Raw genomic sequence first — 12,734 nt, 5'->3', positions numbered from 1 at the left:
GGGACGGTTCTCATGCATCATTTGGAGACTCTATTAATCCCTAAAAAAGGGCTGACTCCTTTTTGTAGTCAGCCCTTTCTTTTCAAGTTCATAATCCCATCCCATTTAATAAATCCCTAAATGCCCGTAGCTCCTCTTTTGAAAGTGTGACGCCTTTTCCCATTTTTTCATGACTGGGTGCCCAATCCCGCAAATCATACTTGGGTTCTTTTCCGTTTCAGCTAACCAGATTCAGCTCCTTACTCCATCCCTTAGGTGATTCGGATAATCTTTCAGAAAAAAACCGGTCCGATTGTGAACAGTCCTAGATGAAGGGGATCATTTGTTTTATAAGAACAGTCTCCATTTCTATTTATAGGTACCAATTTAGGCTTAGCTATTAAATCATAGCGGCATTCCTCTGGTGTGTATTTCATTTAAGCTTTTTGAAAAAGATGCACGAGAACCGTCCCCATGCATCTTCCTTAACCAACGTTTAGATCATTTGAACCGTCCCTTAGCATCAAAAAATGATATACTGATCTAATAAATGAATGAGCCTGACTAATTGGAAGATAATCCCTATTTCCAACTTACACAACACGAACAATACATCACTGGAGGAATTCAACATGGATGATGAATGGTACGATGGATATGACGGCGGTGCGTATACCGGCAGCGGTACTAAGGGGTCCAAGAGGAAAACTAGGACTAGGATCCCCAGCCTTAAAAGTTTTATCCCTAAAGGATCTCGCAGGAAGCGGTCCCGAAGAGGCAAGGTAAGTGATCCTGAAACCACAATCGGAATATGGGTAGTTATGACCGCCTTGGGGGCCGCACTATTTCATGCAGAATGGATATTCGGCTTACTATATACACTGTTTGTTATATACACGCTCTTATCGAAGGACCTCTGGCCGATCAAATATGTGTCAGTAATTCTTACAGGAATGGGCATTCTGTTTTTTGTGGCACTCGGTTTAGCTGTATTATTAAATTTAGCGCTTGGCAGTAATATATTAACGGACCCAGCTACACAGGTGGCGTACGGATACATCATTAAAGCGCCGCTATTAAGCTGGTCGATTGTATGGGTAATAGAGAATGGGATGGATTGGATTAAGAAAAGGAAAATGACAAAAGGAAACTTTGTAGAAAAACAGAAGCTCCTTCTATACAGACTGCCTGCACTGTGCCTAGCTTCAACAGTATTGCTAGCATGGTATGTCGTTCATTCACTTTACACACTATACCAATGGGGAATCTGGGGCTTTAACCTCGTTAGCATCATACATTATTGGACAGCCCCATTCATAATTGGAATCACCATACTAGGAAGACTTTCACAGCGTTTCGCAAAGTGAGGCATGGGGACGGTTCTAATGCCTCACTTTTATTTGACTTTAGTAGGATGATGCATAAGGACCGTCCCCATGCATCAAGACATATTCCCGCTATTTCCTTAATATAAATTTAAGTGGTACAGAAATCCGTATAGAAGGGATTTGTCCATTTGAAACGGAAATGGAATATTTGGGTGCGCTATAAAAAGTCGACCTATCGGATTAATTTGCGGGATGGTTTCTATATTTGGGGGCAAATGTTATGGTTGTTGAGCAGGCGAATTTTTCGGGGCTTAAAAAGGGTGCTGCTTAGGTCGAGGAACCTGATTATTGTCTTCGTATGTGCCGTGATCTTTAGCCTTGTCATCATTCCAATAGGTATTATGATGGAAAAATATCATACCTGGTACGATGCCCTATGGGATTTGCGGACGTTTTTCTTTACCTCGATTTTTATCGTTTTCGTGACAACGAATGTGAATGAGGAAAAAAGAAGGAGAGAAGGGCTGAGGAAGCAATTTGAGATTTATAGTGGCTATAGTTTTTATGCAGAATGGTATCTCAACCGTCTTGTTCAGCTTGTGGGAATTCCTTATTCTGAAAAGATTTTTTTGACTGACAGTGACCGGGAGAATTTTCAGAAGGCAGTATCAGAAATTCATCAGGCAGCGGAGTTTGCTTTTGATGGTTTAGATAACAAAAGATATAAAAATCTCTATGTATATTTGATTTCTCTCCATAAAAAACAACTTTCTTACTTGAGAGATGTTTTATATTTTATTAATTCAGCTGATTCGGATTCACTCGAAACGCATAGGGACCAGGCACGACGGTGGATTTTAAGCGGCATCGATATGATTGAAGAGGAAATTCTGCTAATCGAAAATCTCCATGACAACTACACCCCCCAGGACCTCATCCACTTTGTCCAAAACTCACTAACTTACAATCTATATATCATCGCCGAACTAAGAAGACCCTGGAGATGGGACCACCAACGAAACATGGAAATCCGAAAAAAACTCACCACAAACGGCCAACACATCAAAGGAATGTTCGACTCCAATCGATATTGGATGTGACGTGGGACGGTTCTCATGCCTCACCCTATGAAAAAATGAAGCATGAGAACCGTCCCCGTGCCTCACCCCATGAAAAAAATGAAGCACGAGAACCGTCCCCATGCCTCACCCCATGAAGAAAATGAAGCACGAGAACCGTCCCCATGCCTCACCCGTGCCTTATGCCAGGTGGCGTGTCATGAGATCATTGACTTTGGTTTCTACCTGTTGAACGACCTTTTTTTCGAGTTTGGATTGTGGGGTTGGATGGAACCATTGGATTTTTCCGTTTCGGAAAATCCCTTGGTAGGTATGTCCTTTCATTTTTAATGAAAATTGATGGCGTTGGTGGTATTGGTTTTCAAACATTGGTTTAACCTCGAAATTTTGAAACATATGGAACCCTCCTAGAATTTTTCTTCAATTGCTGGATGATTTAATCACTAAATTCCGTGCTTAAAACTTTCCCGCTTACTGCATCTACTTTAACCTCTGCTTCACGATGATCAGCTGTCAATATGTCCACTTCGTAGACGAGCTGCTTGTCCTCATCATCCAATTCTGCTTCCGTAATGGAGCCTTTGATTGTATCCAAGGCTGCTTTCTTGGCGTTTTCTAATGAAATAGTCGGTGTAACACCTTGAAGAGGAGCCTCATTCATATGTTCAGCCTTATTCTCATCCCCAGCCTTATCTTGCAATTCCTGTTCCAATTTCAAGACCTTTCCGGTTTCTGCATTTACTTCCACTTCAAATTCTTCATTTTGCTTTATGATCGTAATTTCATATTTTGTCATGCCGTTATCCTGATCCAGCTCGCACTTTGTTACGAGCCCGCCTTTTGATGCGCCTAAGGCGATTTCTTTTGCTTTTATTTCACTAATTGTCTTTACTGTTTCATTTGTTTGTGCTGCCGTTTGCTGATGATTTGTCAACGCATAAGCACTTGCGCCTAAACCGCCTGTGAGTAAACTACCTGTTAATAGAATGGAAAAGAAGTTCATTCTTGATAACCTCCTTGTTTGTTAGTAACTACATCATAACCAATCAATTTTAAAGAAATTGAAGGAGAAGTTTAAAATTCTCTTAGAAATATCGAAGAATACCTCATGACAGCATTAAACCCCTCCATTTTTTGAAAAAAAAACGTGCAGCATTACGCCGCACGTTTAATCTTCATCCTCTGTTTCAAAAGTAATTGATTCAATTTTTCCCGAATAGGCATTAATGATCACTTCTGCCTTCTTAGATTTCGATTGTTTGATTTCAATCTCGTATACCAGTTCACCATCTTCTTCATCTAATTTCGCCGAAGTGATTGTGCCGCTTACTTTTTCTAATGCTAATGCTTTTGCTTTTTCGATGGCGATGGGGGTTTCTGGAGCAACCCCATTATTGCTAGGTGGGGGTTCCTTCGTTTCTGGCTGCCTGCGATCCGTTGTGTCAGGTGCGCCTTGTTTAGTCATAGAGAGCACTTCCCCCGTTCGGCCATTTACAATGATGTCATATTTAATCTGATCTTTAACAAGAGTCAATTTATAGTTTTCTTGAATCATGCTTATGTTCTGAATCATTCCGCCGTATTTGTTCAAAATCATTTGGCTGACCTTGTCTTCCGAAAGGGAGGGATGGGAACGATTGAACGCCATTGTTGCACCATACCAGCCCAGAGCGCCTATGATAAGGATTAGCAAAATGCCTGTCGCTATTTTTTTCATCCATTCACCTCTTCTGTTGTTGAGACAGTGTATCATAGGTTGTTTAATCCTCTATTAAAGATACCTTAGAATCGTTGGAGAAGTGGAGCGGGAATTTTAACGTAACCGTTGTTCCTTTTCCTTCCTCACTGTCAATGTGAATTTCGCCGTTATGGGCAGCAACAATTTTCTTGGCGATGGGCAAACCTAACCCTGAACCGCCAGTATCACGGCTTCTGGCTTTATCTACTCGGAAAAATCGCTCGTATACACGTGCTAATTCATCTTTTGGAATGCCGATTCCATAATCGGTAATCGCAAGAAGCAAAGAATGGTTGCTTCGAGAAATCGAGATGTCTATCGGTTTTTCGCTGTATTTGATAGCATTGTCGACTAAAATATAGAGCAACTGTTTTATTTTCTTTCCATCAGCCATCATTAATGGATGGTCTGTGTTGAGATGAATTGAAATCTTGCGTTCAAACGCCTGCTGAAGATACTTCGCGGTTTCGCGGCAAATGTCTGCCACATCTATTTTCTCAATTTTTAGTTCCCACTGCGTATCACCCTTTGCTAGTAAAAGCATCTGCCCCGTAAGCTGTTTCATCCGGATTGACTCGGAATGAATGGCATCGATTGCCTCTTCCAAAATATCAGGCCGTTCCATTCCCCAGCGTTTTAACATACTAGCGTAGCTTTCAATCACGGTAAGGGGAGTTTTTAATTCATGAGATGCATCTGAAACGAATTGTTCCTGCTTCTTATAACTTCTCTCTAATAACTCCATCATGTTGTTAAACGTGTTGGCCATTTGGTCGAGCTCATCTTTTGAGGGGCGGTCTCTGCTAATTTTTTTAAACGTTCTTGATTCCTGTATCTCTTCCATTGTCTGAATAAGTGCTTTGATGGGACCAAGGATAATTTGGCTTAGTATGCGGCCGCCAATAATCGTTGGAATTAAAATGACGAGAGACGCGACTACTAAAATTACCTGTAGGATGCTTAGTGAATGTTCGACATCTGTTAAGGGTTCTATTACTTCTAGTGAAACGATATCGCCATGGGTCCAAATCATCGGTGTTTTTCCTACCGCATATAAATGTTGATCCACCCTTTCAACGGCCATATGTTCACCTGCTTTATAGGAATACGGAAGGTCTTGCAGCTTGAAGTTATTTTTCATCACTACCAGAATGGGTTTGCCCTTTGGAGGTAGAATCCGGATCATTCCATTTGGCGGCAAATAAGCGCGTAATAAATTTGCAAAATTAACGGAAGAAGGGTTTGCTTGTTTTACTCCTTCTATTATATTGCTGCTCTCTGTTTGAATTCGTTCAATTGCGTGATCCGTCATTGTTTTTTTAAAAATAAAAAAAATGGAACTATTAGCTAATACCAGAAGAATTAATAGCCAGATGGTAGATGTAAAGATGATTTTCGTTTGAATCTTCATACCTTATTCCTTTAACATATATCCAACACCGCGAATGGTGTGAATATAAGGTTTTGAAAATGGGGCGTCAATCTTTTTGCGTAAATAACGTATGTATACATAGACGACATTGCTGTCACCGTAATAATCAAACCCCCATACATTTGATAACAGTTGATCAAATGTTAGGACTTGGTTTTGATGCTGTACTAAGTATAGAAGTAAATCATATTCAGTCGGTGTTAATTCGATGGACTGGCTGGCACGGACTACTTCCCGTGTTTTTTGATTGATGGTTAAATCTCCTATGCTTAGAGAGGAATCAGCTGGTTCTTCTTGGAGGACTGATTGCCTGAGCCATACACGAATCCGAGCAAGTAATTCTTCAATTCGAAATGGCTTGGTAATATAGTCGTTGGCCCCTAAATCTAATCCGCTCACTTTATCAGGCAAGGCATCGCGGGCAGTTAGTAAAATCACGGGGGTTTGGTCATTGGCAGTGCGGATTCTCCTTAACACTTCAAGGCCGCTTAATTCAGGCAGCATCACATCCAATAACAGCAGGTCCCAATTTTCTTGTTTAAATAATGAATAACCCTCCAACCCCGTGTAGGCAGTACCTGTCTCATACCCTTCATGCTCAAGCTCTAATTGAATCAAGCGTGCAATTTTCCTTTCATCCTCAACAATCAATATCTTCCCTTTACTCATATGGACCTCCTTGGTTTACCTGCCCTATGCAAAATGGAATTTACCACAACTGTAAATAAATATCCAGTAGAGCGTAAAAGTGGTGCATGGGGACGGTTCTCATGCATCAAGTGGGACACGGGGATAGTTCTCATGCATCAAAACACGTTTGCTCCTGAGGACCATCCCCGTGTTTCCTTTGAATCAACCATTTTGAAGCAGAAGAACCGTCCCTTTGCCTCAGAAAGAATGAGGCAGAATAACCGTCCCCATGCATCATCATGCCTTACAAATTCGGCATGGTTTTTCTGGCTCCGAGGATGAGCCAGGTGGAGAGGACGAATGGCATGGTTAGGGCGGGGAGGCCGTAGGGGAGGAGCCATGTGCTGAGTCCTGCTGTAATGGGTACGGTTAGACAGGCGGCAAGGATGCCTGATGGTAGGTTATAACGATTATGCTTCTCATTAAATACACCGGATACGGCAATGATGGTTAGGATGGCGTTGTAGCCGTAGAGTCCTAAGACGATTAAGGAGTGTTCTCCGCCTAGAACATAGGCTATGATGATGGCCGCTGCATTTCCAATCGCTGCGTACATTCCCAGTTTTCTGCTTCCCCAAAAAACAGCAATAAAAACAAGAATACCAGACCATGTATTATTAAGAAAAAACACTTGCCCAATCCCATGGAAAATCCCATCCAATAAATTCACTTTTCCCGCAATATTTAGCTGCCAGTTTGCCAAATCCTGAGGGACTAAGGAAGCGCTTAATGATAAATGTTTTAATTTATAAGCCGCAAGCAGCATTAACCATGTCAGAACAATAAAAGGAAACGTTAAAATAGGTACCTTTGTATTTTTCATAAAATGCATCATTGCGGCCGTCAAAACGGCTGCTACTACAGCACCAGCTAAAGCCACAATCCACATATAAGGCCCCTGTAAGAATAATGCCAAAGCCATTCCCGTTAGGACGGAGTTATACCCTAACAAACCTTGATCGATAGATTCTTTATCGGCGCCCCCCAACATCGCTGTGAATGTCCCAATCATGGCGGACAGCAGTGCAATCACCCCTAAATAAATAGAAGAAATGGCAATGGCAATTAGGATTAGTAATCCGGTGATGGAATTCTCAATCAATATGACCTGAGAGATTCCTTTGAGGGATGCTCTTAGGAAGGGATAAAACTTCCCACCCTTTAAAGATTTTGGTACGTCTGTCTTCATCCTCTTAATCTCCTTTTTTGTAATTTCATAAAAACTGCTAAAAGATATATTTTTTTACATATATAAATTTATTAATATATAAAAATTGATATATGGTAATTATGATGATATAGTATAAATCATTGGGAATCAATCAGATATTTTCATCGTCATGATATTCCTTCATTAACATATATCGTGATGTTCAGGATTCATTGATTTCCGGCGAGTAATGACAGAACTGCCTTTTGGCGGGTTCTGTCATATTATTATGCAAAAAATTAGAGGAGGTATATCTATGAAACTATTACCACGCGAGATCGACAAACTCATGATTGTAGTGGCTGCAGACCTTGCAAAGCGTCGAAAAGACAGAGGATTGAAGCTGAATTACCCAGAAGCAGTCGCTCTTATTACCTATGAAGTTTTAGAAGGTGCACGGGATGGAAAAACAGTTGCCCAATTAATGGAATACGGAACAACCATTTTGTCACGTGAAGATGTGATGGAAGGTATTCCCGAAATGATCCATGATATTCAAGTTGAAGCAACTTTTCCTGACGGAACAAAACTTGTGACTGTACATAGTCCAATTAAATAACAAATGACGGGAGGAGTAATGAAATGATTCCGGGACAATTATTTTTAAAAGAAGAAGAAATTATCTGTAATGCTGATCGAACAGCATCGAAACTAACGGTCATCAATACTGGGGACCGCCCAGTTCAAGTAGGATCGCATTTTCATTTTTTCGAAGTAAATGATGCTTTGAAATTTAATCGGGACGAAGCATTCGGAAAACGGCTGAATATTCCAGCAGGGGCTGCGGTTCGTTTTGAGCCAGGCGACGAAAAAGAAATTGATTTAGTAGACTTTGCTGGAGAGCGCCGTGTATTTGGCTTTAACAATAAGGTCGATGGATCAGTAGAAAAGGGGTGCAGCAAATGAGTTTTAAAATGACAAGAAATCAATATGCTCAAATGTATGGTCCGACTACAGGAGATTCGATTCGTTTAGCAGACACAGACTTAACGATTCAGATTGAGAAAGACTACACCACTTATGGGGATGAAGTCGTATTTGGCGGCGGTAAGGTCATCCGCGACGGAATGGGACAGCATCCACTTGTCACACGAGGCGATGGAATCGCTGATGTCGTTATCACCAATGCGGTTATTTTAGACTATACGGGTATTTACAAAGCCGATATCGGTATCCGTGATGGAAAAATTGCCGGGATTGGTAAAGCGGGTAATCCATTAATTATGAACAACGTGGACATAATCATCGGGGCTGGTACAGAAGTAATTGCTGGTGAAGGGATGATCGTTACTGCCGGCGGGATTGATACCCACGTGCACTTTATTAACCCTGAACAAATCAGAACTGCATTAGCTTCAGGATTAACGACCCTGATTGGTGGAGGAACAGGCCCTGCGGCAGGTTCAAAGGCCACCACTGTAACACCGGGTGAATGGCATATCCACCGGATGCTGGAAGCAGCAGAGGGAATGCCAATTAATGTCGGGTTTACTGGTAAAGGTCAGGCTGCTTCAGAAGAGCCGCTGGCAGAACAGGTACGTGCAGGTGTCATCGGCCTTAAGGTCCATGAAGACTGGGGAGCAACCCCATCCGCGCTTGATAATGCTCTAAAGGTAGCTGAAAAATATGATGTACAGGTTGCCCTTCATGCGGATACGTTAAATGAAGCAGGCTTTATGGAAAATACAATGGCCGCTCTAAAAGATCGGGTCATTCATATGTACCATACAGAAGGGGCTGGCGGCGGACATGCTCCAGACTTAATTAAATCAGCAGGTTATATGAATGTTCTGCCATCATCTACGAACCCAACTTTACCGTATACGGTTAATACAGTAGATGAGCACCTAGATATGTTAATGGTGTGCCACCACTTAAACCCATCGATTCCGGAAGATCTTGCATTTGCAGATTCACGGATTCGCAAAGAAACCATTGCTGCAGAAGATATTCTTCAGGATATGGGTGTATTCAGTATGGTCAGCTCCGATGCTCAGGCAATGGGACGCGTTGGTGAAGTGATTTTACGTACATGGCAGACAGCTGACAAAATGAAGAAACAAAGAGGTATTTTAGAAGGAGACAAGGAGCTTGCCGATAATAATCGTGCAAAGCGCTATGTCGCCAAATATACGATTAACCCAGCCATTACTCATGGTATTTCTGAATACGTAGGCTCAATTGAGGTTGGAAAAATTGCCGACCTAGTCGTTTGGGATCCTGCCTTTTTCGGTGTGAAACCTGAAATGGTGATTAAAAGCGGCTTTGTGGTGGAAGGTTTAATGGGTGATGCAAACGCGTCGATTCCAACACCGCAGCCGGTGATTTACCGTCCGATGTATGCCCAGCTTGGCAAAGCTCTTACAAGCTCTTCCATTACTTTTATTTCGCAGGCAGCATTTGACGATAAGGTCCATGAAAAGCTTGGCTTGCAAAAATTAATTCTTCCTGTTCGGGGAATCCGCAAATTAACGAAAAAAGATATGAAGCTGAATTCTGAAACACCTGAAATTACGGTGGATCCGCAAACGTATGAAGTAAGAGTTAACGGGGAAGTAATTACCTGTGACCCTGTTGATAAGGTACCGATGGGGCAACGATATTTCCTATTTTAGAGGTGAAGGTTTTGATAATCGAACAAATCGTAACGAATATTGAACAAATGGATAAAGAAGAGATAGCGAAACGTCATAAGGAAAAAGTCTACCTCGAAAGTGCCCATTTAGTGAAACGAATTCAGCGCGTCACAACAGATCACGGCACAGAAATCGGCATTCGTTTAAAAGAGCCGCGTGACCTTGTTGCTGGTGATGTTTTATATATGGATGATAAAAACATGATTATTATCGATGTGATATCAGATGATTTATTGATTATTTGCCCGCGCAGCATGAATGAAATGGGAACGATTGCCCATCAATTAGGGAATCGCCACTTGCCAGCCCAATTTGAAGGGGACGAGATGCTTGTTCAGTACGATTATCTTGTAGAAGAATTACTTCAAAATCTGCAGATCCCTTATAAACGGGAGGATCGCAAAGTAAAGCAAGCATTTCGTCATATAGGTCATAGCCATGAATGATCAAATGTTATCCTTATTTCAGCTGTGTGATTCGAATTTTCCGACTGGGGCATTTAGTCACTCGTATGGGCTTGAGAGCTATATTCAAGAAGATAAAGTTCATGATAAAGCCTCATTCTTAGAATGGCTTCATGTGTATGTCAACGAGCAGCTCATCTATTCAGATGGGCTTGCTTCCCGCCTTGTTTATGAGGCATTGGAGAAGGAAGATCTAGAAAAGGTGTGGAAATTGGACCGGATGCTGATGGTGCAAAATTTACCCCGCGAAACGCGGGAAGGAACGCAGCGAATCGGTGACCGAATGTTGAATCTCGTGGAATCACTCTATGATATTCCAATTCTTGCAGTCTATCGAGAGCGAATCAAGAATAAACAATCCTTCGGTCATCCGGCCATTGTTTTTACAATCGTTGGTCATCATCTAGGAGTTCCTAAAAAAACCACCACTATGTATTATTTATATTCTACCGTTTCAAGTCTTGTCCAAAATGCGGTGCGGGCGATTCCGTTAGGGCAAACGGCCGGTCAGAAATCAATCCAGGAGTTTCAAGCAGCATTAATCAACGCTGCCGAAAAAATCCAAAGTTTAGAAGAAGAAGATTTTGGAATTGTCTCTCCTGGACTGGAATTATCTCAAATGAAGCATGAACGAGTAAATATTCGAATATTTATGTCTTAATAGAAAGAGGAAGTGTTAGAAATGGAACCAATTAAAATTGGTGTAGGCGGACCTGTCGGTGCAGGCAAAACGATGTTAGTAGAAAAATTAACCCGTTTTTTAAAAGATGAACTTAGTATGGCAGTTGTCACAAATGATATTTATACAAAAGAAGATGCCCAATTCTTAATGAAAAATGGCGTGCTTCCAGCTGACCGTATTATCGGTGTGGAAACTGGCGGCTGTCCACATACAGCGATTCGTGAAGATGCATCGATGAACTTTGCCGCCATTGATGAATTAAAGGCAAAGCATCCCGATGTGGAACTAATTTTTGTCGAAAGTGGCGGAGATAACCTGGCAGCCACTTTCAGCCCAGAACTCGTTGATTTTTCCATCTATATTATCGATGTTGCACAAGGGGAAAAAATTCCGCGTAAAGGCGGACAAGGTATGATTAAATCGGACTTATTTATTATTAATAAAACAGATTTAGCTCCGTTCGTTGGTGCAAGTCTTGAGGTGATGGCGTCGGACACGAAGGTTTTCCGTGGCAACAAGCCTTTTGTTTTTACTAATTTGAAAGAAAATGACGGTCTTGATCAAGTCATAGACTGGATTAAGAAAAATGCGCTTTTAAAAGGATTGGAGTAAGATGGAGGACTGGACAGGAGTTTTGCGTTTAGGCGCGGAAGCAAAAAACGGGAAGACGATAGCGAAGGATGTTTATTTCCAAGGGGCGTTTAAAGTCATGCGTCCCGTCTATCATGATGATTCCGGCCAGGCCTGCTATTATATTTTAAATCCTGGCGGCGGTTATTTAGACGGCGACCGCTATCAAATGAATATTTCTTTAGAGAAGCAGGCGCAATTAACCTTAACCACACAATCGGCAACCAAAATTTATAAGACACCTCATTCGCATGCCTATCAGGAAGCTGAATTTCATTTAAAAGAAGGGAGTTATCTTGAGTATATTCCGGACCCGCTTATCGGTTATCAACATGCACGTTATAAACAAAAAAACGTGTTTTATATAGAAAAAGGGAGTTCCCTTCTTTACTCCGATATCATTACCCCGGGATGGTCGCCCGATGGAAATCGATTTAGCTATGATTTGCTTCAGCTTATCAATGAAATTTATTTGGACGATGAGCTGGTTGTATTTGATCATATTAAATTAAATCCAGTTTCACAAAACATGGATGGGATCGGTTTGATGGAGGGCTATTCGCATTTAGGATCAATGATCGTGATAGAGGAAAAAACAACTCCTGACCTGCTTGATCGGTTATATCAGGCTTTACCTCACAACCCAGAGGAATATAAACTAGGGATCTCGCAGCTTTCTGTTCCAGGGTTTACCGTTCGGGTATTAGCCAATACCACACAAACTGTTGAAAAAGTATTTTCTGACTTACATTCGATTCTAAGTCAAGAATGGTTTAACAAGAAGCCAAGTTTTTTAAGAAAATATTAATGTTCATAACCCAGCAATTGTTAGGATTGCTGGGTTTTTACTAGAAAGTAGAGGAGAA

Annotated in this window: 15 protein-coding genes and 1 pseudogene; 9 read left to right on the top strand and 7 right to left on the bottom strand. The window is 41.4% G+C overall.

The genetic code is table 11. The features are described from left to right. Positions 1-88: 88 nt before the first annotated feature. A pseudogene (locus KHB02_RS05665) lies at positions 89-268 on the bottom strand (YdbC family protein); the annotation flags it as partial. A 343-nt stretch (positions 269-611) separates the two neighbouring features. Between KHB02_RS05665 and KHB02_RS05660 the strand changes: the two are divergent. Continuing rightward, complete coding sequence (locus KHB02_RS05660; RefSeq protein ID WP_213143844.1) at positions 612-1,346, top strand: hypothetical protein; 735 nt, start codon at positions 612-614, stop codon at positions 1,344-1,346. Between the two features lie 149 nt (positions 1,347-1,495). Further along, the gene (locus tag KHB02_RS05655; protein ID WP_213143845.1) at positions 1,496-2,407 is read left to right on the top strand and encodes a hypothetical protein; all 912 of its coding nucleotides are present in this window, start codon (positions 1,496-1,498) and stop codon (positions 2,405-2,407) included. Positions 2,408-2,566: 159 nt separating this feature from the next. On the opposite strand, the gene KHB02_RS05650 is transcribed toward KHB02_RS05655, so the two are convergent. The 6 genes from KHB02_RS05650 to KHB02_RS05625 all read right to left on the bottom strand — a co-directional run bounded on the left by KHB02_RS05650 (position 2,567) and on the right by KHB02_RS05625 (position 7,435). Continuing rightward, entirely contained in the window at positions 2,567-2,782 is a 216-nt protein-coding gene (locus KHB02_RS05650; RefSeq protein WP_213143846.1) for a DUF5342 family protein, read from the bottom strand. 40 nt (positions 2,783-2,822) lie between these two features. Continuing rightward, positions 2,823-3,389, bottom strand: a complete 567-nt coding sequence (locus KHB02_RS05645; protein ID WP_213143847.1) for a PepSY domain-containing protein — start codon at positions 3,387-3,389, stop codon at positions 2,823-2,825. A gap of 165 nt (positions 3,390-3,554) precedes the next feature. Beyond that, a complete protein-coding gene (locus tag KHB02_RS05640; RefSeq protein ID WP_213143848.1) occupies positions 3,555-4,103 on the bottom strand; it encodes a PepSY domain-containing protein in 549 nt (182 codons plus the stop codon). A gap of 43 nt (positions 4,104-4,146) precedes the next feature. Then, positions 4,147-5,535 carry a HAMP domain-containing sensor histidine kinase gene (locus tag KHB02_RS05635; RefSeq protein WP_213143849.1) on the bottom strand — a complete coding sequence of 463 codons (1,389 nt, stop codon included), beginning with the start codon at positions 5,533-5,535 and terminating at the stop codon, positions 4,147-4,149. Between the two features lie 3 nt (positions 5,536-5,538). Continuing rightward, positions 5,539-6,225, bottom strand: a complete 687-nt coding sequence (locus KHB02_RS05630) for a response regulator transcription factor (protein WP_213143850.1) — start codon at positions 6,223-6,225, stop codon at positions 5,539-5,541. 265 nt (positions 6,226-6,490) lie between these two features. Continuing rightward, positions 6,491-7,435 (bottom strand): urea transporter, encoded by a 945-nt coding sequence (locus KHB02_RS05625; RefSeq protein WP_213143851.1) that lies wholly within the window; start codon positions 7,433-7,435, stop codon positions 6,491-6,493. 277 nt (positions 7,436-7,712) lie between these two features. Here KHB02_RS05625 and KHB02_RS05620 point away from each other — a divergent pair, with 277 nt between their 5' ends. Genes KHB02_RS05620 through KHB02_RS05590 form a run of 7 tightly spaced genes read left to right on the top strand, consistent with a single transcriptional unit; the run spans position 7,713 to position 12,676 of the window. Further along, on the top strand, positions 7,713-8,015 hold the full coding sequence (locus KHB02_RS05620) for an urease subunit gamma (protein WP_213143852.1): 303 nt from the start codon (positions 7,713-7,715) through the stop codon (positions 8,013-8,015). A 23-nt stretch (positions 8,016-8,038) separates the two neighbouring features. Continuing rightward, the gene (locus KHB02_RS05615) at positions 8,039-8,362 is read left to right on the top strand and encodes an urease subunit beta (RefSeq protein ID WP_213143853.1); all 324 of its coding nucleotides are present in this window, start codon (positions 8,039-8,041) and stop codon (positions 8,360-8,362) included. Continuing rightward, positions 8,359-10,071: an urease subunit alpha gene (gene ureC, locus KHB02_RS05610; protein ID WP_213143854.1), complete on the top strand. Its 1,713-nt coding sequence runs from the start codon at positions 8,359-8,361 to the stop codon at positions 10,069-10,071. Before KHB02_RS05615 ends, ureC begins: the two co-directional genes overlap by 4 nt. 11 nt (positions 10,072-10,082) lie before the next feature. Then, on the top strand, positions 10,083-10,538 hold the full coding sequence (gene ureE, locus KHB02_RS05605; protein ID WP_213143855.1) for an urease accessory protein UreE: 456 nt from the start codon (positions 10,083-10,085) through the stop codon (positions 10,536-10,538). After that, a complete protein-coding gene (locus tag KHB02_RS05600) occupies positions 10,531-11,217 on the top strand; it encodes an urease accessory protein UreF (RefSeq protein ID WP_213143856.1) in 687 nt (228 codons plus the stop codon). Before ureE ends, KHB02_RS05600 begins: the two co-directional genes overlap by 8 nt. Before the next feature lie 21 nt (positions 11,218-11,238). Beyond that, a complete protein-coding gene (ureG, locus tag KHB02_RS05595; RefSeq protein WP_213143857.1) occupies positions 11,239-11,850 on the top strand; it encodes an urease accessory protein UreG in 612 nt (203 codons plus the stop codon). 1 nt (position 11,851) lies between these two features. Further along, entirely contained in the window at positions 11,852-12,676 is an 825-nt protein-coding gene (locus KHB02_RS05590; RefSeq protein WP_213143858.1) for an urease accessory protein UreD, read from the top strand. The last annotated feature ends 58 nt before the right edge of the window (positions 12,677-12,734 follow it).

The organism is Neobacillus citreus (genome assembly GCF_018343545.2).
GTDB classification, from domain to species: Bacteria; Bacillota; Bacilli; order Bacillales; family Cytobacillaceae; genus Neobacillus; species Neobacillus citreus.
Note: the sequence above shows the minus strand (reverse complement) of the source record. Positions and strands in the feature narration are given on the sequence as shown.